Below are 24,050 nucleotides of genomic sequence, written 5' to 3'. Positions count from 1 at the left end.
AAACGCTGACCTGACGCATGACTGACTCTATCGCCCCGCTGATCCTCGTTGATGGCTCCTCCTATTTGTACCGGGCCTTCCATGCGCTGCCGCCGCTGACCACCTCCACCGGCAACCCCACCGGCGCGGTCAAGGGCGTACTCAACATGCTCAAGAGCCTGCGCAAGCAGTACCCGGACAGCCCCTTCGCGGTGGTGTTCGATGCCAAGGGGCCGACCTTCCGTGATGCGCTGTTCGAGGACTACAAATCGCACCGCCCCCCCATGCCGGATGACCTGCGCGCCCAGATCGAGCCGCTGCATGCCTGCGTCAAGGCGCTGGGACTGCCGCTGCTGTGCGTCGATGGCGTCGAGGCCGATGACGTGATCGGTACCCTGGCCCGACATAGCGCCGCAGCCGGCTGCCCGGTGGTGATTTCCACCGGCGACAAGGACATGGCGCAACTGGTCGACGGGCACATCACCCTGGTCAACACCATGACAGGCACGGTGATGGACGCCGACGGCGTGCGCGAGAAGTTCGGCATCGGTCCGGAGCTGATCATCGACTTCCTGGCGCTGATGGGCGACAAGGTGGATAACATCCCCGGTGTGCCCGGGGTCGGCGAGAAGACCGCGCTGGGCCTGCTGACCGGCCTGGGCGGCGGCATGGACGTGATCTATGCCAACCTGGACAAGATACCGGAACTGCCGATTCGCGGCGCCAAGAAGCTGCCGGAGAAACTGCTGGAACACAAGGACATGGCCTACCTGTCCCATGAGCTGGCGACCATCAAGGTGGATGTCGAGCTGGAGGTGAAGGTCGATGCGCTGATGCCAACGACGGCCGACCGCGATACCCTGATCGAACTCTACCGCACCCTGGAATTCAAGGCCTGGCTCGACGAGTTGTTGCGCGAAGCCAAGGCCGCCGGGGATGCTGTGGAAGCACCGGGGCAGGCGGTCAGCGTCGAAGCGCAGTACGAAACCATTCTCGACCAGGCGCGCCTGGACCACTGGCTGCAGCGCCTGCGCGAAGCCCCGCTGTTCGCCTTCGACACCGAGACCACCAGCATCTATGCCCAGCAGGCCGAGCTGGTCGGGGTGTCCTTCGCCATCGATCCGCATCAGGCCGCCTACGTACCGCTGGCGCACAGCTACATGGGGGTGCCCGAACAGCTCGACCGGGACCAGGTGCTGGCGGCGCTCAAACCGCTGCTGGAAGACCCGCACAAACCCAAGATCGCCCAGCACGCCAAGTACGACATGAACGTGCTGGCCCATTACGACATCCACGTCCAGGGTGTGGCCTTCGACACCATGCTCGAATCCTACGTGCTGGATTCGACCGCTACCCGCCACGACATGGACAGCCTGGCGCTGAAATACCTGGGCATTGGCACAGTGCGTTTCGAGGACATCGCCGGCAAGGGCGCCAAGCAGCTGACTTTCGACCAGATCGCCCTGGAACAGGCCGCCCCCTATGCCGCCGAGGATGCCGACATCACCCTGCGCCTGCATCAGGCCCTGTGGCCGAAACTGCAGGAAATCGCCCCCCTGGCCCAGGTTCTGCAGCAGATCGAGATGCCACTGATGCCGGTACTGGCGCGCATTGAGCGTACCGGGACACTGGTCGATGCCAAGCTGCTGGGCGAACACAGCCGTGAACTCGGCGACAAGCTGGTGGCGCTGGAACGCCAGGCCTTCGCGCTGGCCGGCGAGGAATTCAACCTTGGCTCACCCAAGCAACTGTGCGTGATCCTGTACGAGAAGCAGGGCCTGCCGGTGCTGTCCAAGACGGCCAAGGGTCAGCCATCCACCGCCGAATCGGTGCTCGCCGAACTGGCCGAGCAGGGCTATGAGCTGCCCCAGGTACTCATGCAGTACCGCACCCTGAGCAAGCTCAAGAGCACCTATACCGACCGCCTGCCGGAGCAGATCAACCCCCGCACCGGGCGTATCCATACCAGCTATCATCAGGCAGTCACCGCCACCGGCCGGCTGTCCTCGTCGGACCCGAACCTGCAGAACATCCCGATCCGCAGCGCCGAGGGCCGCCGTATCCGCCAGGCCTTCATCGCGCCGCCGGGCTACAAGATCATGGCTGCCGACTATTCGCAGATCGAACTGCGCATCATGGCCCATCTGGCCCAGGATGAGGGCCTGCTGGAGGCCTTCCGCCAGGGACTGGATGTGCACCGCGCCACAGCCGCCGAGGTCTTCGACGTGGCGCTGGACGAGGTCAGCAGCGACCAGCGCCGCAGCGCCAAGGCGATCAACTTCGGCCTGATCTACGGCATGAGCGCCTTCGGCCTGGCCAAACAGATCGGCGTCGACCGCAAGCAGTCGCAGGCCTATATCGATCGCTATTTCACCCGCTACCCCGGCGTATTGCGCTACATGGAAGACACCCGCGCCCAGGCCGCCGAACAGGGCTTCGTCGAAACCCTGTTCGGCCGACGCCTGTACCTGCCGGAAATCCACTCGAAGAACCAGGCCATGCGCAAGGGCGCCGAACGTACCGCGATCAACGCCCCGATGCAGGGCACCGCCGCCGATATCATCAAGCGTGCGATGATCGAAGTGGACCGCTGGCTGAGCGAGTCGGGACTGGACGCCCGCGTGGTCATGCAGGTGCATGATGAACTGGTATTGGAGGTGCACGAGGACCTGCTTGAACAGGTCGGCGAAGGGCTGCGCCAGCGCATGAGCGCCGCCGCCGAGCTGGATGTGCCGCTGGTGGTGGAAACCGGCGTTGGCGACAACTGGGATGAGGCGCATTGATGACGCTCAGCGGCGCCATACCGGTAGCGAAAATTATTTTCGCAGGTTTGGGAACTTCCCCGGAAACCACCCGGTCAGAGACTATGAATGGCCAGTCAAGCCCTTCATGCTCCTTAGATGTGATTTAGTGTTGGCAGAATACCGGGCATCCCTTTCCTAGCACAGCCCGGTTGTTGAACCCCGAACCTTCCCTCCCCATAGAAGTTCGGGGTTTTTTTTGCCTGTCATTCCGTTTCTGGCAAAAGCAGGTTACTTCACGCCAAAGGCTTTCATGAAGGTCGTCACCGCCAGCTGTACCCACTGATCTATCTGCGCTGATGACGGCTGAGCCTCGGGATGCATGAGCAGCTCTATCTGCCCCTCGCCGCGCACCATGCTGATAAACAGGCCCGCCGCCGCCTCAACCCCGACAGCCTGGACATCTATCTCGCCAGCCTGCGCCGCTTCGCTCACCCGAGCAGCCACCATGGATGTCACGCTGCGCGGGCCCGCCAGAAAGAAGCGCCGTCCCAGTTCGGGCAAGCGTGGCGCCTCTGCTCCGACAACGCGAAACAATGCGATACCCCCGGGCGACAGGACAACCTGCAGATAAGTCCGGCCAATATCGGTCAGCGTCTTGGTGAGGTTTCCAGGTGATATCTCGATGGCCTGGATTGCCGTGGTCATTGCGGCGCATTGCTGCTCGATGACAGCCACAAACAGGGCTTCCTTGTTTGGGAAGCAGCTGTACATCGTGGCTTTCGAAACACCCGCCTCGCGCTGGATCATATCGGTGGTGGCCGCACTGAAACCGTGACTGAAAAACACCGTTCTGGCGGCCGCCAATACAGCCTGCTCCTTGCTGTTCTGCTCTGCGTTGGTCATGGGGGCGCAACTCCATAGTTGAACGATGGCACAAGTATACCGATCGGTTCTTTAGTTATTCAACATATGGCATGAGAAAGCCCAAACCAGCATTATATTGACGATATCCTTTCAAAACCCTACAGTACCGATCGGTACTATTCCGCATCGAACCGATAACTCCCAGCGTGGTATTCACCCGAGGATGACCATGACCCACCCTTGTTCAGACCAGGGAGCCCGCTATTTCCGGCGGAACCAGCAAGCTGCCGAGGCGTCGGCATGAGTAGTGCCGCACCCGCCGCTGCCGCCGCGCCCGCTTTCAATAGCCGACTGGTTGTTGGCTTGTTGGGTATATTGGTGGCTGCCATGATGGCTGGCCTGGTCAACCGGGTTCCAGGGCTGGCGCTGGTGGACGTGCAGGGCGGGCTGGGCTTCGCGCGGGATGATATTTCCTGGCTGACCACCGCCTTCTCCGCTGGCGAACTGGCCGCGATGCCTTTCGCCGCCTGGTTCGCCATCACCCTGTCGATGCGCCGTTTCCTGATAAGCATGCTGGTCGTGTCGCTGGTACTGTCCGTCGTCGTTCCCGCGGTACACAACTTGCCCCTGTTGCTGCTGCTGCGCGCCTCGCAGGGCATCTTCGCTGGTGCACTGATTCCGACTTTGATGATGGCCGCCTTGCGCTTCCTGCCGGCGCCCATTCGGCTGCATGCCCTGGCACTGTTTGCGATGACGGCCACTTTCTCACCCAATATCGCCTTCTGGCTGGCGGCATTGTCAGTGGAGCACTTCGCAGACTGGCGATGGGTATATTGGCATGCGATTCCGCTACAACTGCTGGCCATCGCCATGATTGCCTGGGGCATGCCAGGCATGCCGGCGATGCTGCACAGGCTGAAGCAGGCCAACTGGTTTGGCCTGCTGCTGGGCATGCCGGGACTGATGCTGATTGTGGTTGGCATCGATCAGGGAGTACGGCTTGACTGGTTCAACTCGCCGATCATTGTTGCCGCGCTGTTGGTCGGACCGGTATTCACCGCCCTGTACCTGACCAGCGAGTGGCTGCACCCGGCTCCTTTCGTGCGCTTCGACTCGCTCAGCCGCCGTAACATTGGGCTCGGGCTCATCGCCCTGCTGGTGCTGATGGTGGGCATGTCCACCGCCGTCAACCTGCCAACCAACATACTCGGGCGACTGCACGGGTTTCGCATTGAGCAAAGCGCCACGCTGGGGCTGATGGTAGGCCTGCCGCAACTGGTGCTGGGCTCGTGCGTGGCGTTGTTGCTGTATCAACGTCGGGTGGACGCCCGCCATGTCTTTGCCACGGGCCTGGCCTGCATGGCAGGAGCCTGCTGGTTCGCCTCGGGCATCACCAGCGAATGGATGGTACCGCAGTTTCGCTGGGCCACTGTGCTGCATATCGTCGGACAACCCATGGCCATGGTCTCGATGCTGTTTCTGATGGTCAGCGTCGTCCAGCCCATGGAAGGGCCGTTCTTTGCCGGCCTGGTGAATATCGTGCGCGTGCTCAGCGGTATTCTTGGTGGCGCACTCACCGGCCAGATGATGACGGTACGAGGTCAGTTTCATGCCGAAACGCTGATCGACAGCGCGGCCCGGACACCCTTCGGACTGCCTCATTCCGGCCTCTCCAGCGACCAGCTGCAGGCAATCATTACCCAACAGGCGGATACCCTCGCTGCCGCCGATACCTTCCGGCTGATAGGCCTGCTGGTGCTGCTGCTGATCCCCGTGGTTCTCAGGTTCAAATACGTTCCTGCTCCCCAACTATAGGAAATCCTTGATGGTCATGAGAATACGCCCCGCCTATGCAATAGGGCTGCTTGCAGTAATCACACTGGTTGGTGCCTTTGTGGTGCTGAATCGACATGAATCCAGCGCCGACTCGCAAACGACGGATGATGCCTATGTAAAGGCGGACTTCACCGTTATCGTGCCGGAAGTCGCCGGCGTGATCACCCATGTCCTGGTTGAAGACAATCAGCCAGTGCGGGCCGGTGAACCACTGGTGCGTATCGATCAACGCCGCCTGCGCATCGAGCTTGATGCGGCGAATGCCGGCATTGCCAGAGCCCAGGCCAACATGGATAGCCTGAACTCGCAGATATCACGTCAGCAGAGCGTCATTGCGCAGGCCCAGGCTGCGGTCAACGCCTCCAATGCCACCCTCAAGCTGGCGAAGGCCGATCTGCAGCGGTTCACCAACCTGGCACGGGATGGTTCAGGCACCGTTCAGGCCCAGCAGCAGGCCGAAGCGCAAACAGACGTAGCACAGGCGGCATTGGCCCGCGACCTCGCTGGGCTGAACTCAGCGAAACAGCAAACCGCCATTCTCAAGGCTGCGCTGGAGGAAGCCCAGGCGGCGCTAGCCTCCGCCCAGGCGGAGAAATCCGCCGCAGAACTCAATCTATCCCATGCCGACCTCGTTGCCCCGGTGTCCGGCGTGGTCACCCAACGCCGGGCGCGGGTCGGTGGCTACGTACATGTGGGTGATCCGCTGCTGACGCTGGTGCCACTGGACGCCATCTATATCGAAGCCAGCTTTCGGGAAACCCAGCTGGCGCGCATACAGGTCGGGCAACCGGTAAGCATCGCCGTAGACGCCCTGCCCGGCATAGCACTCAAGGGCCAGGTGGCAAGCCTCGGCCCGGCCAGCGGCGTGAGCCTGTCTGCCATACCGTCGCACAATGCGACGGGCAACTTCACCAAGATAGTGCAGCGCCTGCCGGTGCGCATTCAATTGCAGGAGGGGCAGCAGGATGCTCAGCGGCTGCGTGTCGGCATGTCCGTACGGCCCAGCGTGAACGTCAGCACCGTATCAAGCGCAGAGTCGCAACCACAGGCGCTGGCCGGAGCACAGGCTGGAATCGGCGGATGACACCCACCATTTGAAAGCAGGGGACAAGGAGTGCAGAAAGGCTACCAGATCGCCAGTGGAGTTCGGCACCCCTGGGGAAGGGCTTGAGCCTCTTGCCTGTCCCCCTTCAGCCCGTCATTCAGTGGCTTGCGGATGATCCCCGGCAGCTTCCTCCAGCTCGGCGGGAAACAGCCAGCTGTCCAGCACGGCATGTGCCTCGTCGATGCCCTGGCGCTTGGGCGAGGAGAACAACTGTACACTGGCGCGGTTGCCGAACTCCTTGCGCACCGTGCTCTGCACCTTGAGCAATACGCCCTTGGCCGCGCCGAAGGACAGCTTGTCCGTCTTGCTCAGCAGGATGTGCGCCGGCAGACCGGCGACGTTGGCCCAGTCCAGCATCATGCGGTCGAATGCCGACAGCGGATGGCGGATATCCATCACCAGCACCACCCCGGCCAGCGACTGGCGGCTGGTCAGATAGGCATCCAGATGCTGCTTCCAGTGTTCCTTCAGCTCCAGCGGCACCTTGGCGTAGCCGTAGCCGGGCAGGTCCACCAGACGACGATGCTCATCCAGAGCGAAGAAGTTGATCAGCTGGGTACGCCCCGGGGTTTTCGAGGTGCGCGCCAGGCGGGCATGGGTGAGCGTGTTCAGCGCACTGGACTTGCCAGCGTTGGAGCGACCGGCGAAGGCCACTTCCAGCCCTTGGTCGGCGGGGCACTGGTCCACCTGGCTGGCGCTTTTGATGAAGCTGGCGGTCTGGCAGAGAATGGCGAGGGGTGTAGCTGAGGGCATGGAATATCCGGTCTGTGTGGGGTAGGGTCTGTTCCCGTCAGCGGCTAGCTTAGTATATAATGCCGCGGTTTTATATCGTGACAGTGCACTGCGACAGTATGACCATTGCACTGCCTCCGGTCGGCGGCTAGCATGGGCGCTTATTTGTGCCGGAGTGCCAGTGGTCTGTCGGCAACAGCATGCGAGGCGGCCTGCCCATAACGCGGTCATCAAGACCGGACGCAGACCAGCCCTGTTATTTTTTAGCCGTAATTGGATTAGCCGATGAATAAATTACTTGTAAGTCTGGTGTTATCCCTCGGTGTGGCCGGTTCGGCCCATGCGCTGCAGGGTGATGCCGCTGCCGGTCAGGGCAAGGTGGCGCTGTGCACAGCCTGTCATGGTGCAGATGGTAACAGCCAGATGCCGAACTGGCCCAAACTGGCTGGCCAGGGGGAGCGCTACCTGATCAAGCAGATGACCGATATCAAGGAAGGCACACGCCCGGTTCCCGAGATGACCGGCATGCTCGACAGCTTCAGTGAGCAGGACCTGGCCGATATCGCTGCCCACTTCTCTTCGCAGACCCTGGCCGGCGGCGTTGCCAGCCCGGATCTGGTCGAGCGTGGTGAAGCCATCTACCGCGGCGGCGACCTGGCTACCGGCCTGCCGGCCTGCACCGGATGCCACTCCCCGACCGGCCAGGGCAACGCGCCAGCCGCCTATCCGCATCTGGCAGGCCAGCATGCTGCCTATACCGTCAAGCAGCTGACCGACTTCCGCGAAGGCGACCGCACCAACGATGGTGATGCGACGATCATGCAGACCATTGCCTCGCGCCTGAGCAACAAGGATATCCAGGCGGTTGCCGACTACATCCAGGGTCTGCGTTGATCCCGGAGTGGAACTGCAACAGCTGGTGATAAAAAAAGGGTGGCTACGGTCACCCTTTTTTGCGACTGTTGAAAACCCAGGCGGCGAGCGAAACATGGCCGGCCGGGGAACCTTTTTGCCATCATGATGGCCTGAATGACACAGAAATCCTGTCTGGAGAGACACATGCGTACGTTGTTGACTATCGGGTTGGTCTGGCTGCTGGGCAGCCTGTCACTGGTCCAGGCCCAGACCAGCCAGTATCAGGCTGGTGTCCACTATGTCGAACTGCCGTCGGCAGCACCGACCCAGGAGCCGGGCAAGATCGAAGTAGCCGAACTGTTTTCCTATGGCTGCGGTCATTGCTTCACCTTCGAGCCGATTATCGGCCAGTGGAAGCAAGGCCTGGCTGATGATGCCTACTTCCGTCCGGTTCCCGCCTTCTTCGGTGGTGCCTGGGATACTCTCGGCCAGCTGTTCTACACTCTGGAGAGCATGGACAAACTGGACGAAACCCACGCCGCCGTGTTCCAGGCCATTCACAACCAGGGCCAGCGCCTGACCGATGTCAGTGCCATGACCAAGCTGCTCGGCCAGTATGGAATTGACGAGGATGAGTTCCGCAAGACCTGGGACTCTGCTGGCGTGACGTTGAAGATCAATCAGGCCAAGCGCCTGACGCGGGCCTACCGCGCCACGGGTGTACCGACTCTGATCGTCAACGGCAAGTACCGGATCGAGGGCAGCATGGCCGGTAGCTTCGAGGAAATGCTGAAAATCGCTGATTATCTGGTGGAACAGGAACGTCCCTGACCGAGGATGCAGTAATGATTGCGACGGGTAATATTCCATGGCGGCGCTCTACACAAGGTTCTATGGCGCCCGCCTGCATGCAGACCAACCCGAACTGGGCTTGCAGTGACGACGCACCGGCGCTGCCGGATGTGTTGCGCCTGCTCAGCTTCAATATCCAGGTCGGCATCAACACCCAGCGTTATCATCACTATCTGACCCGTGGCTGGCAGCATCTGCTGCCCCACGCCCGGCGCCAGCAGACCCTGGGCCAGATCGCCCAGCTGCTGAACGATTTCGACGTGGTGGCATTGCAGGAAGTCGACGGCGGCAGCCTGCGCTCCGGCTTCATCAACCAGGTCGAGCACCTGGCCAGGGAAAGCCAGTTTCCCTACTGGTATCAACAGCTGAACCGCAATCTGGGGCGCTTTGCCCAGCATTCCAACGGTTTTCTCAGTCGCTTCCAGCCGCAACTGCTGGAAGACCACAAGCTGCCCGGCATGCTGCCCGGCCGCGGCGCTATCCTGACCAGCTTCGGCCAGGGGCCGGACAGCCTGCTGGTGGTGATGATGCACCTGGCGCTGAGTACCCGTACCCGCGCCAGCCAGTTGGCCTATATTCGCGAACGCATCGCCGACCACGCCCACGTGGTGCTGATGGGGGACATGAACACCCATGCCGAGGACCTGCTGGAGCGCTCGCCACTGAGCGGCAGCAAGCTGCACACCGCAAGCCTGCCCGGTACCTACCCGAGCTGGAAACCGGCACGGGTGCTGGACCACATCCTGCTCAGCCCCAGCCTGAGCATCGAGCAGGTGGACGTGCTGCCGCAACCGATCTCCGACCATCTGCCCGTATCCATGCATATTCGCCTGCCCGCAAGCATGTGCAGCCTGCCACCCGCCGCCAAGCAATAATGCACCGCCGGTTGCCAAACCAGCTCGGCTATCTCGGACTGCTGCTCATCTACCTGGTGCTGGCGGGCTGCAGCCGTGGCCTGCAGATCGATACCAGCCACACGGCGCGGGGCCAGGACAGCCGCGTGCAGTACGTGATCCTGCACTACACCTCCTCCAACTCGGCACGGGCACTCAACACCCTGACGCTGGGTGAGGTCAGCAGCCATTACCTGATCGACAGCAACCCACCGGTGATCTACCGGCTGGTCGACGAGGACCGCCGCGCCTGGCATGCCGGCGACAGCAGCTGGCAGGGCCGCACCTGGCTGAACGCCAGTTCCATCGGTATCGAGATCGTGCATCCCGGCTATCGGGACACACCGCAGGGTCGCCACTGGTATCCCTGGGACCCGCAGCAGATCGAGCGGCTGATCCCGCTGTTGCAGGACATTCTGCAGCGCCATGACCTGCCACCGGAGCGGGTCATCGGCCATAGCGATATCGCCCCCCAGCGCAAGCTCGACCCCGGCCCGCTGTTTCCCTGGCAGCAGTTGGCCGCCGCGGGCGTGTCGATCTGGCCGGACGCCGCCCGTGTCACCCAGTATGAACATCTGCTGGCTGGGCAGGCACCGCCACTGGCCTGGTTCGACGCCACCCTGCAGCGGTTTGGCTACAGCACGGCCAGTGCACCGGGGCAGACCGATGCCCTGCGCAACGTCATCGCCGCCTTCCAGATGCGCTTTCGACCGGCCCGGCATGACGGCCTGCCGGATGCGCAGACCGCCGCCATTCTTGCCGCACTGGTCCCGGAAAGCTTCGCCGAGATCAGCCGTTTCACCGATCTGGCTGAACCGGCCGTCCATTTCACCCCACCGTAACCAGGGATAGTCCGACACATGCTCAATGGAATCTGGCTGAGCTTCTTCCTCGCCGCCTTCACCGCCGCCCTGTGGCAGTGGCTGGGGCTCGGTGATGGCGAGGTGTTCAGCCGCCTGGTGGCGGCGCTATTCGATATGGCGCGGCTCAGCGTCGAGATCGTGCTGGTGCTGGTCGGGACCATGACCCTGTGGCTGGGCCTTCTGGCGATCGCCGAGAAAGCCGGGCTGATCCGCCTGCTGGCCCGGGTGCTGGACCCGCTGTTCCGTCGGCTGATGCCGGGCGTGCCCAGCGGCCACCCGGCGCTGGGGCATATCAGCATGAACTTCGCCGCCAATATCCTCGGCCTGGATAACGCCGCCACCCCGATCGGCATCAAGGCCATGCACTCGCTGCAGGAACTCAACCCGCAAAAGGACACCGCGACCAACGCGCAGATCCTGTTCCTGGTGCTCAACAGCTCGTCGCTGACCCTGCTGCCGGTGACCGTGTTCATGTACCGCGCGCAGCAGGGTGCCACTGATCCCACCCTGGTGTTCCTGCCGATCCTGCTGGCCACCACCGCCTCCAGCCTGGTCGGGCTGCTGGCGGTGGCGTTCATGCAGCGCCTGCGCCTGCATGACCCGGTGGTGCTGGCCTACCTGCTGGCCGGTGCCGTCGGCATGGGCCTGCTGCTGACCAGCCTGGCCGGTATGTCGGCCCAGGCGCTGGCGGCGACCTCCTCCCTGGTCGGCAACCTGACCCTGTTCGGTATCATCATCCTGTTCCTCGGCGTCGCCGCGCTGCGCAGGGTGCCGGTGTACGACACCTTTATCGCCGGGGCCAAGGAAGGCTTCAGCTTCACCATCTCGCTGCTGCCGTTCCTGATCGCCATGCTGGTAGCCATCGGCGTACTGCGCGCCAGCGGGGTGCTGGATGCCGGGCTGGAAGGCATCCGCTGGATGATCGACGGCCTGGGCTGGGATACCCGTTTCATCGACGCGCTGCCAACGGCCTTCATGAAGCCGCTGTCCGGCAGCGGGGCGCGGGCGATGATGATCGAGACCATGGACACCTTCGGCGTCGACAGCTTCCCGGCGCTGCTGGCAGCGACCTTCCAGGGCAGCACCGAGACCACCTTCTACGTGCTGGCGGTGTACTTCGGCGCCGTCGGTATCACCCGTATCCGCCACGGCCTGGGCTGCGCGCTGATTTCGGATCTGGCCGGCATGCTCACCGCCATTGGTGTGTGCTATTGGTTCTTCGGCTGAGCCAGCCTGCTAAGCTGTGTTGCAGGCCCACGATCGGAATCCATCATGCCTGCACCGCGCTTCGACCAGTTGCACCGCCACACCGGACCCTACTTCGTCGCCCTGGGCGGCGCCGGCATGTTCGGTGCCAATCTCTACCTGTACGGCTCCGCAGGACAATGGATCGGCATCGATTGCGGGCTGGCCCTGGAGTCCACAGCCAGCGGTGACAACCGCGTCTCGGTGCCCAGCCTCACGGCCCTGGAAAAGCACGACATCAAGCTCAGCGCGTTGCTGATCACCCATGGCCACGAGGATCACATCGGCGCCATCCCGCACCTGTGGCGCCAACTCGGTTGTCCGCTATACACCAGCCCCTTCACCGCGCAGCTGATCCGCAGCAAGCTGCCGCAGCACCTGGACTGGCCGGCGCTGCATGAGATCCGGCCGCTGCAGCCGATCGGCCTGGATGCCTTTCAGGCCGAGTGGATTCCCGTCACCCATTCGATTCCCGAGTCCCATGGCATCCTGCTGCAGGTGGCTGGGCGCCGGCTCTACCACAGCGGGGACTGGAAGCTCGATGCCCAGCCGCTGGTCGGCGAGGTCACCGCCGAGGGCCGCTTGCGGGCCATCGGCCGGGAAGGCGTGGATGTCCTGATCGGCGATTCGACCAACGCGCCGGGCGGTGGCGCCAGCCGCTCCGAGGCGGCGGTGCAGGATGGTCTCTCGGACGCCATCCGCCCTCGGGCCGGGCGAGTGGTGGTCACCTGCTTCGCCAGCAACCTGGCGCGACTGCACAGCCTGGCGCTGATCGCCTTCGATACCGGCCGCTACGCCGGGCTGCTCGGCCGCAGCCTGCGGAGCATGCACGGTGTCGGCCGCGCCCACGGCTACCTGCAGGCGCGGCCGGGGTTCATCGATCCCTGGGAACTGGGCTTTCTGCCACCCCAGCAGCAACTGTGGATCTGCACCGGCAGCCAGGGCGAGCCGATGGCGGCCCTCGGTCGCCTGGCCGCAGGTAGTCATCCGCAGCTGACGCTGGAGGCCGGTGATACCGTGCTGTTCTCCTCGCGGCTGATTCCCGGCAACGAACTGCCACTCGAGCGCATCAAGAGCCAGCTGAAGGGGCAGGGCGTGCATATCATCGATGATGACATGGCGCCGATCCATGCCTCCGGGCACCCACCGCAGGATGACCTGCGCGAGCTGTATGGCTGGCTACGCCCGCGCTATCTGTTGCCGGTGCACGGCGAACCCTACCATCAGCAGGCACACCTGGATTTCGCCCGGCGCCTGGGTATCGGCGGGCTGGTGCCGGCCAATGGCGAGCTGATCGACCTCAGCGGCCAGCCGTGCCGCGTCGCCGAGCTGCCCTGGGCACTGCGGGAAGTGGAGCGCAACGGATGATGGACTTCCGGCAGCGCCTCGACACCCTGTTCAATCTGCGCCGTGGGGAGGGTGTTCCGGTACTGCTGGCGGTACTGTTCTTCTTCTGCGTGCTCACCGCACTGATGATCCTGCGCCCGGCGCGCGATGCGCTGGGCATGCAGCGCGGCATCGAGGCGGTGCGCTGGCTGTTCATCGGCACCGCGCTGGTCACCCTGCTGGCCAATCCGCTGTTCGGCTGGTTGGTGAGCCGTTTTCAGCGATTGCAGTTCATTGCCGCCACCTATGTGTTCTTCGCCCTCAGCCTGGTCGGCTTTCACCTGCTGCTGGTACTGACGCCGCAGGCGGTCGGGGAGATCAGCGGTCAGGTGTTCTATGTCTGGTTCAGTGTATTCAATCTGTTCGCCACCATGTTGTTCTGGGCGCTGATGGCGGATCGTTTCACTCTGGAACAAAGCAAGCGGCTGTTCGCACTGATCGCGGTGGGCGGTACGCTGGGGGCGATCTTCGGTCCCTGGCTGGCGTCGCTGCTGGCCACCCCACTGGGCACTCCGGCACTGCTGCTGGTCTCGGCCGGATTTCTGCTACTGGCGCTGGTGGCAGCCTGGGCGGTGGCGCGCAGCCAACCGCGGCATGCCGGGTCGGCGACCGAACAGCAGGCGGTAATCGGTGGCAGCGCCTGGCAGGGCCTCAAGGCGGTGTTCCGCTCACGCTACCTGCTGGGCATTGCCGGCTACGTGATCTGCATGACGCTGATGGCCACACTGCTGTATTTCACCCGACTGCAGATGGTCGCCGCCCTCGGTGACGATATGGACATGCGCACCACGATTTTTGCCCGCATCGACCTGCTTACCCAACTGGCCACTCTGGTGCTGCAGGCGCTGATCGCCGGGCGGGTGATGAAGCGCTTCGGCGTACACGTGACCCTCATGTTGCTGCCGCTGACCGTGATGCTGGGTTTCATCGGTCTGGCCATGGTCGGTACCCTGGCGGTGCTGATCCTGTTCGAGGCAGCGTTCCGGGCGATCCAGCGGGCGCTGACCCGGCCAGCACGCGAGACGCTCTACACTGTGGTCAGCCGCGAGGACAAGTACAAGTCCAAGGCTTTCATCGATACCTTCGGCTACCGTGGCGGCGATGTGCTTGGCGCCCAGCTCGAAGGGCTGCTCGGGCGGCTGGGCATGGGCCTGGCCGGTCTGGCCAGCGTTGCCATCCCGCTGGCACTGGCCTGGGCGGCCCTGGGCCTGTGGCTGGGCCGCGCCCAGCAGCGCCTCGCCGCCGAACAGGCAGCCGCGCTGCCTGCAACCCCGGAGCATGCGCCGAATCCACCTTCCGCGAACAGGAGACAACAACAATGATGACACGACGCGATTACCTCAAACTCTGTGCCGCCACCGGCGTGGCACTGGCCATCAACCCCCGGTTGCTGCTGGCTGATAACAGCCCGCGCAACCTCATTACCCGAACCATTCCCGGCACCAGCGAGCAGTTGCCGGTGGTCGGGCTGGGCAGCTCGGCGTCCTTCTCACAGATCGCCGGCGAGGGCGATACCGCCACTGTGCGGGAGATCCTGCAGACCCTGGTGCAGCACGGCGGCAGCGTGTTCGACACCGCACCCAGCTATGGCGCGGCGGAGCGGGTGGCTGCCGAGATAGCACGGGAAACCGAGCTCAATGAGAAACTGTTCTGGGCCACCAAGGTCAACGTGGCCGGGCGCGGTGGTGGTAGCACCGACCCGGCGGCGGCCCGGGCGCAGATCGAGCAATCCTTCGACTGGCTGGGCAAACCGGAAATGGACCTGATCCAGGTGCATAACCTGGGCGATGTACCCACCCAGCTGGGCTTGCTCAAGGAATACCGCGATGCCGGCCGCCTGCGTTATATCGGCGTGACCACCACCTTCGCCGAGCAGTACGAGGAACTCGAGCGACTGATGCGCAGTGAACCGCTGGACTTCATCGGTATCGACTACGCCATCGACCATCGCGTCATGGAGCAGCGCATCCTGCCGCTGGCGCAGGAACGCGAGATCGGCGTGCTGGTATATCTGCCGTTCGGGCGCACCCGGCTGTGGCAACTGGTGGAGGGGCATAGCCTGCCGGACTGGGCCGCCGACTACGATATCGCCAGTTGGGGGCAGTTCTTCCTCAAGTTCGTCATCGCCCACCCGGCGGTCACCGCTGCCACGCCGGCCACCAGCCAGGTTCGGCATCTGGTTGATAACCTGGGCGCGGCGACAGGACGACTGCCTGATGAGGAAGGGCGCCAGCGCATGATCGCGCATATCGAGTCGCTGTGATAACAACCCGGCATTTCATTAACGAGCCAAACCTGGTTTCTGACATAGGGATTTCCTTATGTCAGAAACCAGGTGCTTAACTGATATAGTGGTTGCCTGCCCAGCCCAATCTGACATAGCATGCCTGCTATATCAAAAAACTCTCAGTTTCTGACATATGAACCTTTCAGATTTCAACGCAGGCCGCTACGAGCAGCGCTACGAATACAAGGCCTTTCTACCCGAGCCTCTCTGTCATGAATGGATCATCGCTGATCCTGAGCTGATGGATCTGCTGGGGCGAGCCGACCGCGCCCTGGGCGAACTGAACGCCTTCAGCCAGTTGATTCCCGATATCGATTTCTTCATTCGCATGTATGTAGCGAAGGAAGCCACCCAGTCCAGCCGTATCGAAGGCACCCAAACCAATATCGAGGATGCCTTCAAGAATATTGATGACCTTAAACCGGAAGAGCGGGATGACTGGTCGGAGGTACAGAACTACATCCGGGCGATCAACTTCGCCATCGGCGCTTTGGAGGCATTGCCCCTGTCAATACGTCTGCTGCGGCAAACCCATGCCGAGCTGATGCAAGGTGTGCGTGGCGAGCACAAACTGCCGGGCGAATTCCGCACCAGCCAGAACTGGATTGGCGTAAGCCTGAAACACGCTGCCTTTGTCCCACCCCACCATGAGCATGTGCCCGCGCTGATGGGCGATCTGGAAAAGTTTCTACATGCACAACATTTTTTTGTGCATCCGCTGGTACGCATTGCCATTGCCCATTATCAGTTTGAAACCATCCACCCTTTCCTGGACGGCAATGGCCGCCTGGGGAGGCTGATGATTTCTCTCTACCTGGCATCCGAAGGACTGCTGCACAAACCAGCCCTGTATCTGTCGGACTATTTCGAGCGCAACAAGAGCAGTTATGTAGATCATCTGATGGCTGTACGCCACGGCAACCACCTGCGCGAATGGCTGATCTTCTTTCTGTTTGGCGTGGAAGAAACCGCACGCGCCTCGGCCTCGGTATTCCGCGCCATTATCGACCTGAAACAACGTATCGAACGAGAAGTACTACCGCGCTTCGGCACCCGCCGCCAGGACAATGCCCATGACCTGATGCGCCATCTGTATGCTCAGCCGATCATGGATGTGAAATGGGTCTCGGATGTGATCGGTGTCTCCACCAATACGGCAGCAACCCTGATCAGCGACCTAGTGTCCTTCGGCGTATTGGTTGAAATCACCGGCCAGCGCCGCAACCGCTTGTTTGCTTTCAACGACTATCTGCGACTGTTTAGCTCACCCTAGAAGGCTGCTGGGCATCCAGGCCATAGGTAGGCCCGCGACCTGTAGCGAAGCACCACCGGACAAGCTGCTGGCCAACAGCCGACGCCATAGCAGCGCCGCCAGGATCAGCAGCTCTACTCCTTGAGCTTCTGCCACAGCATGCCCAGCGCCAGCAGCGGCGCCCGCAGCCGCTGGCCGCCGGGGAAGGTCATGTGCGGCACCTGGCTGAACAGGTCGAAGCCGCGGCTGGCCTGGCCAGTCATGGCCTCACCGAGGATGCGCGCGGCCAGGTGGGTGGCATTGAGCCCGTGGCCGGAGTAGGCCTGGGCATAGAACACATTGGGCTGGTCGGGCAGCCGACCGATCTGTGGCAGGCGGTTGGCGCCGATACCGATCATGCCACCCCACTGATAGTCGATGCGGGTGTGCTCCAGTTGTGGAAACACCTTGAGCATCTTCGGTCGCATATAGGCGGCGATGTCCGCCGGGTCGCGGCCCGAATAGTGGCAGGCACCGCCGAACAGCAGACGCCGGTCGGCTGACAGCCGGTAGTAGTCCAGCGCCACGCGCTGGTCACACAGTGCCATGTTCTGCGGGATCAGTTGCTGCGCCAGCGCCGGGGCCAGCGGCTCGGTGGCGATGATATAGCTGCCGGCCGCGATCACCCGGCCCGCCAGTTGCGGCTGGATGCCGCTGTGGTAGGCATTGCAGCCGAGCATCAGCTGGGCGGCGCGCACCCGGCCATGCTCGGTGTGCACGGTGATGGTCGGACCGTAGTCGATGGCGGTGACCATGGAGCGTTCGAACAGGCGCACACCCAGCGACTGCGCCGCGACTGCTTCGCCCAGGGCCAGGTTGAGCGGATGCAGGTGCCCCGACCCCATGTCGATCATGCCGCCGACATAGCGATCGGAACCGACCACGCTGTGCATCTGATCCGGCTCGACGATCTTCAGCTCATGCCCATAGCCCAGCGCCAGTAGTTCCTCGCGGTCGGCCCGGAAATCGTCGAGATGCCGCGGCTTGTTCGCCAGGTCGCAATAACCCCAGGTCAGATCGCAATCGATGCCGAACTGTTCGATACGCTGGCGCACCATCTGCACCGCCTCGATACCCATCAGCTTGAGTTCGCGCACGCCCTGCTCGCCGAGCACCCCGGCAAACTGGTCCAGATCATGCCCGACCCCGCGGATCAGTTGCCCGCCATTGCGTCCGCTGGCGCCCCAGCCGATGCGCCGCCCCTCCAGCAGAACCACCGACAGCCCGCGCTGGGCCAGCTCGATGGCGGTATTGAGGCCGGTGAAACCGCCACCGACGATGCACACATCCGCCTGCTCGTCGCCCTGCAACATGGGATAGTCCGCGTCGGCCTTGCGCGAGGCCAGATAGTAGGAGTTGGGGTAATCGGCAGTGTGTATGGCTTGATGCGACATGGGAAATCCGTTGGCTGGCTGTGCAAGGAGCAGGATAGCGGCATTTGCGCCACGGCAGAAGGCGGCTGCGCCCTGCCTATGGGGGTTGAGCCGACCAATGCCGTCGGTTTTTGCCGATATAATTTGATATTCTTGCCGCCGGCGCCCGCCGCCATGCAATTTTCCCGTTCCCGACAGCCCGTTTTCTCTGTGGATTGACCATGCGCCCAGCCCATGCCCTGATTGATTTGTCCGCCCTGCGTCACAATTACCACCTGGCCAGAAGCCTGACCGGCTGCCGCGCGCTGGCAGTGGTTAAGGCCAACGCCTATGGGCATGGTGCGCTGGAGTGTGCCGCCGCGCTGGCTGACGATGTCGATGGCTTTGCCGTGTCCGCCATCGAAGAGGCGCTGGTGCTGCGCGAGGCCGGCCATCGCCAGCCGATCGTGCTGCTGGAGGGCTGGTTCGAGGCTGCCGAGCTGGAGCTGATCTGCCGCCATGAGCTGTGGCCGGTGGTGCATCATCACGGGCAGTTGGCCGATCTGGAGCAGGCCGATCTGCGCCAGCCGCTGCATGTCTGGCTCAAGCTCGACAGTGGCATGCACCGTACTGGTTTCAGCGCCGGGGAGTATCCCGCCATCTGGCAGCGGCTGCAGGGCAACAGCAAGGTTGCCAGCCTGACCAAGATCACCCATTTTTCCCGTGCCGACGAGCCGGAGACCGGGCGTACCGAGCAGCAGATGGAAACCTTCCTGCAAGCCACCGATGGTCTGCAAGGCCCGGCCAGCCTGAGCAATTCGGCCGGCGTGCTGGCCTGGCCCGGTGCCCATGGTGACTGGGTGCGGCCGGGCATCATGCTCTACGGCTCCAGCCCGTTCGGCTTCGAGCAGCCCCAGGCCACCCAGCTGCGCCCGGTGATGCAGCTGGATTCACGGGTGATCGCGGTGCACCAGATTGCCGCCGGCGAACCCATTGGCTACGGCTCGCGCTTCGTTACCCAGCGTCCCAGCCGTATCGGCGTGGTCGCCATGGGCTATGCCGACGGCTACCCACGGCACGCCCCGGATGGTACGCCGGTACTGGTGGACGGCCAGCGCACCTGCATCAGCGGCCGGGTGTCGATGGACATGCTGACCATCGACCTCACCGACCTGCCCGCCAGCGGCCTCGGCAGCCCGGTCCGGCTGTGGGGCGAGGGCCTGGATGCCGGCGAGGTGGCGAGCCATGCCGGTACCATTTCCTATCAATTGTTCTGCAATCTCAATCGGGTACCCCGGCACTATCGGGATTGAAGAGCAGGGCGGGCGCGTTGAAGATAATGCACAGCCGTGCAACAATGTGCCCCACCTGATACCCCCTACCGTTGCCTTTTCGCGAGGATTCCGACCTTGGATGTTGGTGCCCGACTGAAGTCCATCCGCAAACTCAAGGGCCTGTCCCAGCGTGAGCTGGCCAAACGCGCCGGCGTCACCAACAGCACCATTTCCATGATCGAGAAGAACAGCGTCAGCCCCTCGGTGAGCTCACTGAAGAAGGTGCTGGCCGGTATTCCCATGTCGCTGGTGGAGTTCTTTTCGCTGGAAGCGGCGGCGAGTCAGCCGCGCAAGGTGGTATATCGTGCCGATGAGCTGCTGGATATCGGCAGCAATGAGGTGATCATGCAGCTGGTGGGCAAGGATCATCCGGATCGCAGCCTGTCATTCCTGCGCGAAATCTACCCACCCGCCGCCGACACCGGCCCGGACATGCTGCGGCATGAAGGAGAGGAGGCCGGTATGGTAGTGCGCGGGCGGCTGGAACTCACGGTCGGTGAGGAAGTACATACCCTCGCCACTGGCGACAGCTACTACTTCGAGAGCAGCCAGCCGCACCGCTTCAACAATCCCTTCGACGAACCCTGCGAACTGCTCAGCGCCACCACCCCGGCCAACTTCTGAACTCAGTAGTTGGGCGGGTAGTTGCTGAGAACACGCGCTGCCCGCTCATGCATTTCCTGACTGCGCTCGGCTGGCGACATGCGATCGCGGACAATCTTGCTGTCACTGCCACGCCAGACCAGCCGGCCATCGGCGGCATCCAGCAGATCGATCTGCAGGGTCATGACCTGGTAGTCGACGGTCCGCGTCTGGCTGTAGCCCGGGCCGCCCCAGTAGGGTCCCCAGTAGCCCCAACCACCGCCATAATGGGTAGTGACATTGTCCCGCCGGGTTTCCAGTACCACTGAGGCGCGTACCTTCAGATCGGCGGAAGCGGCATCCTGCGCCGGACGCAGGCCACGCACATCCAACTGCCCGCTGACCGCTTCCTCGACCCGCTGGGTGGTCAGATCACTGGCCAGACGTGGATCGTTGTTCGGGGCGTAGGTCACTGGCGGGTCAGCCCAGCTCCAGGTCTGATACTGGTTGAAATCCCGGCTCACGTCGAAATCCGCGCGTGGGCCCGTGGCCTGACAGGCGCCCAGTACCACCAGCAGCGACAACAGCATCAATGAACGCAACATGGCAACCTCTGCTGTATTGGTGGATATATGGAATCAGACTGCCGTGGCAGTTGATGGTTCTATGCTACGCCGGCGAGAACGGCAATAACAGCTCGAAGCGTGCGCCCTCGCCCGGATGCGAAAACACGCTGATCCGCCCACCGTGCAACTGCACGATTTCCCGGCACAACGCCAGCCCCAGACCAACCCCGCCGCGGCTGCGACCGATCTGCACGAAGGGCTCGAATACCCGGGCCTGCTGGCCGTAAGGGATGCCTTCGCCTTCATCCTCGACCGCCAGCAGCAGTTGCTCGTCCTGTTTGGTGGCGGACAGCCGCACCCGGTCGCCCGACTGGCTGTGGCGGATAGCGTTGCTCAACAGATTGTCCAGCACCCGCTCGATCTGCAGCCGGTCAAGCAGGGCCGGTGGCAGCCCCTCGGCGCAGTCCAGTTGCAGGCTCAGACCGCGTTCCCGGGCCCGGTCGACAAAGCGCTCGCGGGCCTGGACCAGCAGATCCGCGGCATCGCATGGGCTGCGTTCCAGGGTCTGCAGACCATTCTGGTAGCGGGAAAAATCCAGCAGTTCGTTGATCAGCCGCACCAACCGGTGCATTTCCTCATCCACCGTGCGCAGCAGGTCATCCTCGCGGGACCCGGGGGCGAACTGCAGACGCTCCAGCAACAGGGCGAAGGCCATGTGCATGCCGGCCACCGGGGTGCGCAGTTCATGGGAAGCACGCAGCACGAACTCACTGCGGATGCGCTCGAAGGCGCGCTGCTCGGTGACATCATGCAACACCATGACCATGCCCAGCAGACGCCCACCGGTATGACTGACCGGGGTGATGCTGTAGGTCAGCAGCCGCGCGGTGCCGTGCACATCCACCTGCAGATCGCCCAGCACCCCGGACTGGGCCTGCCCGCGCGCCACCTGCCACAACTGCTCGTCCAGCTCCGGGCGCTGCAGTGCCTGCCCGGCGGTCAGGCCCAACTGGCTGGCATCGCAGCCCAGCTGGCGGCCGGCCACCGGGTTGAAGTGCTGCAGCCGACCACTGCGATCGAACAGCAGCAGACCGTCATCGATACTGTCGAGCACCGCCTGCAGGCGCCGCTGCTCCGCCAGCAACGCCTCCACATCGCTGTCACGGAACTGTTGCAGCGCCGTCGCCATCAGGCCGAAACGGCGGCTCAGGGTGGTCAGCTCGGCCACCGTGGTGACCGGCAGGGTGACCTTGAAGTCGCCCTTGCCGATCAGGTCCGCCGCCTCGGCCAGCGCCTCGATCGGCCGCCCGAAACGCTGCGCGCTGCTGTGCGCGGTGACCAGCCCCAGCACCAGCACCGCCGCCCCGACCAGCCCGAGCAAGCCGGCAATCAGCCAGGCACGCTCACGGGCATGCTGCTCGCCGGCACGCAACTGCGCCAGGTACTGCTTGAGCAGGCTGTCGATATGGTCATGGATGGTACTGAACCGATGGCTGAATTCGTCACTGCCGAGGATTTGCTGGCGCACCGCCAGCGGCTCGGCCAGCAGATCCTCGAATGCCGAATAGGCCTCGCTCAGTCGTTCCAGCACCTGGCGCTCGGCCACGCTGGGCATGTCCTGTGTGGCCCGTCGCAGCCAGTCATCGAAGCGCTGATCGGAGGCACGGATCGCCGACAGGTCCAGCTCCTCGGCCAGTAGCAGCGCTACCTGGCGATTCAGTTCCTGGCTCAGACCCATGGCCGCATCGATGCTGCCCAGGCTGTTGATCACCGTCTGGTTCTGCGCGCGGGTCAGGTGCAGAACGCTGAAGATCCCCAGCAGCAGGCCGATCAGCGCCACCGTGAGCAGCGCGCCGCTACTGAGAAACAGCCGGCTGCGCAGCTTCACAGGCCAAGCTGCTTGCGCTTGCGGTACAGCGTGGAAGCATCGATGCCGAGGGTCCGTGCGGCCTGCTCCAGCGTCTCGCTGCTGCCCAGCACCGCAGTGATATGCGCTCGCTCGAGCTCCTCAAGGCTGAGCTGGGCACCCGCCCGCGGCACACTGTCGGTCAGCGGCACATCCAGGCCCAGATGACTGAGCTCGACCCGCTCGGCGGTGCAGATGATGCTGGCACGCTCGATCACATTGCGCAGCTCGCGGATATTGCCGGGCCAGCGACAGCTCTGCAGCGCGGCCAGCGCCTCGTCGCTGAAACCCCGGGCCGGGCGCGCGTAATCGCTGACAAAGCGCGCGAGAAAGCCTTCAGCCAGGGCAGCGATGTCCTCGGCGCGTTCGCGCAGCGGCGGCAGGGTCAGGGTGATGACATTCAGGCGGTACAGCAGGTCCTCGCGGAACTGGCCTTCGCCGACCATCTCCTGCAGATTGCGGTTGGTCGCCGAGAGAATCCGTACATCGGCCTGACGGGTCAGCGGGTCACCGACCCGTTCGTATTGCCGATCCTGGATGAAGCGCAGCAGTTTCGGTTGCAGGGGCAGCGGGAAATCGCCGATCTCATCCAGAAACAGCGTACCGCCATCGGCCTGGCTGACCCGCCCCAGGGTATTCTCGGTGGCGCCGGTAAAGGCCCCGCGGGCATGGCCGAACAGCTCACTCTCCATCAGCTCGGCGCTCAATGACGGACAGTTGATGGTCACACAGGGACGCTGGCTGCGCGCGCTCCAGCCATGGATGGCGCGGGCGAGTTCCCCCTTGCCGGTACCCGATTCCCCGAGAATGAGAATGTTGGCATCGGTATCGGCCACCTGCCGGGCAGTGTCCAGCACTGCCATCATCATCGGGCAATCGGAATCGAGCGTTGCCGCCACGGCCGGCGCCTCCTGCTCCAGCGCTTGCAGCCGGGCCGCCATGCGACTGGTCTCCAGCTGCCGCGCGGCGGCCAGACGCAGTTGCTCGGGGCTGCAGGGTTTCACCAGGTAGTCCGCGGCACCGGCCTGCATGGCATTGACCGCCGTATCCACCGCCGAATGCGCGGTCACTATCACCACCCGCATCCAGGGCGCCTGCACGCGCAGGCGCGCTAGCACCTCCAGGCCATTGTCGGCACCGAGGCGCAGGTCGAGAAAGCACAGATCGAAGACCTGACTCTGGATCAGCGCTTCGGCGTGGGCCGCGCTGGCGGCGCTGGCCACCTCGTAGCCCTGGTCTTCCAGGCAATAGCGAAAGGTACGCAGGATGGCCGGTTCGTCATCGACCAACAGTATGCGCCCGTCTGTAGCATCAGTGATTGGCATTGCCCGCTCCGTTGATGGCCTGTGAATGATTAGTCAGCGGCGAACCGGGCAAG

General features: G+C 63.4%; 20 protein-coding genes. 14 read left to right on the top strand and 6 right to left on the bottom strand.

What is annotated here, in order from left to right:
• Nucleotides 1–17: 17 nt before the first annotated feature.
• On the top strand, nt 18–2,762 hold the full coding sequence (polA, locus tag CQ007_RS06080) for a DNA polymerase I (protein ID WP_105644177.1): 2,745 nt from the start codon (nt 18–20) through the stop codon (nt 2,760–2,762).
• Nucleotides 2,763–3,011: 249 nt separating this feature from the next.
• Here polA and CQ007_RS06075 read toward each other — a convergent pair whose 3' ends face one another.
• On the bottom strand, nt 3,012–3,626 hold the full coding sequence (locus CQ007_RS06075) for a TetR/AcrR family transcriptional regulator (protein ID WP_105644175.1): 615 nt from the start codon (nt 3,624–3,626) through the stop codon (nt 3,012–3,014).
• A gap of 261 nt (nt 3,627–3,887) precedes the next feature.
• On the opposite strand from CQ007_RS06075, the gene CQ007_RS06070 reads away from it, so the two are divergent.
• Together CQ007_RS06070 and CQ007_RS06065 are read left to right on the top strand one after the other, a co-directional pair.
• Entirely contained in the window at nt 3,888–5,402 is a 1,515-nt protein-coding gene (locus CQ007_RS06070; protein WP_105644173.1) for an MFS transporter, read from the top strand.
• A gap of 10 nt (nt 5,403–5,412) precedes the next feature.
• Nucleotides 5,413–6,507, top strand: coding sequence for an HlyD family secretion protein (locus CQ007_RS06065; protein ID WP_105644171.1), 1,095 nt, complete (start codon nt 5,413–5,415; stop codon nt 6,505–6,507).
• A gap of 114 nt (nt 6,508–6,621) precedes the next feature.
• On the opposite strand, the gene yihA is transcribed toward CQ007_RS06065, so the two are convergent.
• Complete coding sequence (gene yihA / locus CQ007_RS06060) at nt 6,622–7,281, bottom strand: ribosome biogenesis GTP-binding protein YihA/YsxC (RefSeq protein ID WP_105644169.1); 660 nt, start codon at nt 7,279–7,281, stop codon at nt 6,622–6,624.
• 264 nt (nt 7,282–7,545) lie between these two features.
• Here yihA and CQ007_RS06055 point away from each other — a divergent pair, with 264 nt between their 5' ends.
• From CQ007_RS06055 to CQ007_RS06015, 9 genes are all read left to right on the top strand, one after another.
• Complete coding sequence (locus CQ007_RS06055) at nt 7,546–8,154, top strand: cytochrome c (RefSeq protein WP_105644167.1); 609 nt, start codon at nt 7,546–7,548, stop codon at nt 8,152–8,154.
• Between the two features lie 165 nt (nt 8,155–8,319).
• A complete protein-coding gene (locus CQ007_RS06050; protein ID WP_158256726.1) occupies nt 8,320–8,946 on the top strand; it encodes a thiol:disulfide interchange protein DsbA/DsbL in 627 nt (208 codons plus the stop codon).
• A gap of 77 nt (nt 8,947–9,023) precedes the next feature.
• On the top strand, nt 9,024–9,842 hold the full coding sequence (locus CQ007_RS06045; protein WP_256582213.1) for an endonuclease/exonuclease/phosphatase family protein: 819 nt from the start codon (nt 9,024–9,026) through the stop codon (nt 9,840–9,842).
• A gap of 11 nt (nt 9,843–9,853) precedes the next feature.
• Nucleotides 9,854–10,702, top strand: coding sequence for an N-acetylmuramoyl-L-alanine amidase (locus tag CQ007_RS06040; RefSeq protein ID WP_305888510.1), 849 nt, complete (start codon nt 9,854–9,856; stop codon nt 10,700–10,702).
• A gap of 18 nt (nt 10,703–10,720) precedes the next feature.
• Nucleotides 10,721–11,950 carry a nucleoside recognition domain-containing protein gene (locus CQ007_RS06035; RefSeq protein ID WP_105644159.1) on the top strand — a complete coding sequence of 410 codons (1,230 nt, stop codon included), beginning with the start codon at nt 10,721–10,723 and terminating at the stop codon, nt 11,948–11,950.
• A 45-nt stretch (nt 11,951–11,995) separates the two neighbouring features.
• Entirely contained in the window at nt 11,996–13,336 is a 1,341-nt protein-coding gene (locus tag CQ007_RS06030; RefSeq protein ID WP_105644156.1) for a ribonuclease J, read from the top strand.
• On the top strand, nt 13,333–14,676 hold the full coding sequence (locus tag CQ007_RS06025; protein WP_105644154.1) for an NTP/NDP exchange transporter: 1,344 nt from the start codon (nt 13,333–13,335) through the stop codon (nt 14,674–14,676). Before CQ007_RS06030 ends, CQ007_RS06025 begins: the two co-directional genes overlap by 4 nt.
• Entirely contained in the window at nt 14,673–15,617 is a 945-nt protein-coding gene (locus tag CQ007_RS06020; RefSeq protein WP_105644152.1) for an aldo/keto reductase, read from the top strand. The genes CQ007_RS06025 and CQ007_RS06020 overlap by 4 nt, the downstream gene beginning before the upstream one ends.
• Nucleotides 15,618–15,774: 157 nt before the next feature.
• Nucleotides 15,775–16,914 carry a Fic family protein gene (locus CQ007_RS06015; RefSeq protein ID WP_105644150.1) on the top strand — a complete coding sequence of 380 codons (1,140 nt, stop codon included), beginning with the start codon at nt 15,775–15,777 and terminating at the stop codon, nt 16,912–16,914.
• Between the two features lie 113 nt (nt 16,915–17,027).
• On the opposite strand, the gene CQ007_RS06010 is transcribed toward CQ007_RS06015, so the two are convergent.
• The gene (locus CQ007_RS06010) at nt 17,028–18,326 is read right to left on the bottom strand and encodes an FAD-binding oxidoreductase (RefSeq protein ID WP_105644148.1); all 1,299 of its coding nucleotides are present in this window, start codon (nt 18,324–18,326) and stop codon (nt 17,028–17,030) included.
• A 200-nt stretch (nt 18,327–18,526) separates the two neighbouring features.
• Here CQ007_RS06010 and alr point away from each other — a divergent pair, with 200 nt between their 5' ends.
• Nucleotides 18,527–19,597, top strand: a complete 1,071-nt coding sequence (gene alr / locus CQ007_RS06005; protein ID WP_105644146.1) for an alanine racemase — start codon at nt 18,527–18,529, stop codon at nt 19,595–19,597.
• 96 nt (nt 19,598–19,693) lie between these two features.
• Complete coding sequence (locus CQ007_RS06000) at nt 19,694–20,242, top strand: cupin domain-containing protein (RefSeq protein WP_105644145.1); 549 nt, start codon at nt 19,694–19,696, stop codon at nt 20,240–20,242.
• Nucleotides 20,243–20,244: 2 nt separating this feature from the next.
• On the opposite strand, the gene CQ007_RS05995 is transcribed toward CQ007_RS06000, so the two are convergent.
• From CQ007_RS05995 to algB, 3 genes are all read right to left on the bottom strand, one after another.
• Nucleotides 20,245–20,805 carry a DUF4136 domain-containing protein gene (locus CQ007_RS05995; protein ID WP_105644143.1) on the bottom strand — a complete coding sequence of 187 codons (561 nt, stop codon included), beginning with the start codon at nt 20,803–20,805 and terminating at the stop codon, nt 20,245–20,247.
• A 64-nt stretch (nt 20,806–20,869) separates the two neighbouring features.
• Nucleotides 20,870–22,654 carry an ATP-binding protein gene (locus tag CQ007_RS05990; RefSeq protein WP_105644141.1) on the bottom strand — a complete coding sequence of 595 codons (1,785 nt, stop codon included), beginning with the start codon at nt 22,652–22,654 and terminating at the stop codon, nt 20,870–20,872.
• Nucleotides 22,651–23,997, bottom strand: a complete 1,347-nt coding sequence (gene algB, locus CQ007_RS05985; RefSeq protein WP_105644140.1) for a sigma-54-dependent response regulator transcription factor AlgB — start codon at nt 23,995–23,997, stop codon at nt 22,651–22,653. Before algB ends, CQ007_RS05990 begins: the two co-directional genes overlap by 4 nt.
• Between the last annotated feature and the right edge of the window lie 53 nt (nt 23,998–24,050).

It is taken from the genome of Pseudomonas sp. MYb185 (genome assembly GCF_002979975.1).
Taxonomy (GTDB): Bacteria; Pseudomonadota; Gammaproteobacteria; order Pseudomonadales; family Pseudomonadaceae; genus Halopseudomonas.
Note: the sequence above shows the minus strand (reverse complement) of the source record. Positions and strands in the feature narration are given on the sequence as shown.

Excerpts from the sequence above, each read along its gene's own strand:
- polA (WP_105644177.1), top strand. The coding sequence starts at position 18 with ATGACTGACTCTATCGCCCCGCTGATCCTCGTTGATGGCTCCTCCTAT.
- CQ007_RS06075 (WP_105644175.1), bottom strand. The coding sequence starts at position 3,626 with ATGACCAACGCAGAGCAGAACAGCAAGGAGCAGGCTGTATTGGCGGCC.
- CQ007_RS06070 (WP_105644173.1), top strand. The coding sequence starts at position 3,888 with ATGAGTAGTGCCGCACCCGCCGCTGCCGCCGCGCCCGCTTTCAATAGC.
- CQ007_RS06065 (WP_105644171.1), top strand. The coding sequence starts at position 5,413 with ATGGTCATGAGAATACGCCCCGCCTATGCAATAGGGCTGCTTGCAGTA.
- yihA (WP_105644169.1), bottom strand. The coding sequence starts at position 7,281 with ATGCCCTCAGCTACACCCCTCGCCATTCTCTGCCAGACCGCCAGCTTC.
- CQ007_RS06055 (WP_105644167.1), top strand. The coding sequence starts at position 7,546 with ATGAATAAATTACTTGTAAGTCTGGTGTTATCCCTCGGTGTGGCCGGT.
- CQ007_RS06050 (WP_158256726.1), top strand. The coding sequence starts at position 8,320 with ATGCGTACGTTGTTGACTATCGGGTTGGTCTGGCTGCTGGGCAGCCTG.
- CQ007_RS06045 (WP_256582213.1), top strand. The coding sequence starts at position 9,024 with ATGCAGACCAACCCGAACTGGGCTTGCAGTGACGACGCACCGGCGCTG.
- CQ007_RS06035 (WP_105644159.1), top strand. The coding sequence starts at position 10,721 with ATGCTCAATGGAATCTGGCTGAGCTTCTTCCTCGCCGCCTTCACCGCC.
- CQ007_RS06030 (WP_105644156.1), top strand. The coding sequence starts at position 11,996 with ATGCCTGCACCGCGCTTCGACCAGTTGCACCGCCACACCGGACCCTAC.
- CQ007_RS06025 (WP_105644154.1), top strand. The coding sequence starts at position 13,333 with ATGATGGACTTCCGGCAGCGCCTCGACACCCTGTTCAATCTGCGCCGT.
- CQ007_RS06020 (WP_105644152.1), top strand. The coding sequence starts at position 14,673 with ATGATGACACGACGCGATTACCTCAAACTCTGTGCCGCCACCGGCGTG.
- CQ007_RS06015 (WP_105644150.1), top strand. The coding sequence starts at position 15,775 with ATGAACCTTTCAGATTTCAACGCAGGCCGCTACGAGCAGCGCTACGAA.
- CQ007_RS06010 (WP_105644148.1), bottom strand. The coding sequence starts at position 18,326 with ATGTCGCATCAAGCCATACACACTGCCGATTACCCCAACTCCTACTAT.
- alr (WP_105644146.1), top strand. The coding sequence starts at position 18,527 with ATGCGCCCAGCCCATGCCCTGATTGATTTGTCCGCCCTGCGTCACAAT.
- CQ007_RS05995 (WP_105644143.1), bottom strand. The coding sequence starts at position 20,805 with ATGTTGCGTTCATTGATGCTGTTGTCGCTGCTGGTGGTACTGGGCGCC.
- algB (WP_105644140.1), bottom strand. The coding sequence starts at position 23,997 with ATGCCAATCACTGATGCTACAGACGGGCGCATACTGTTGGTCGATGAC.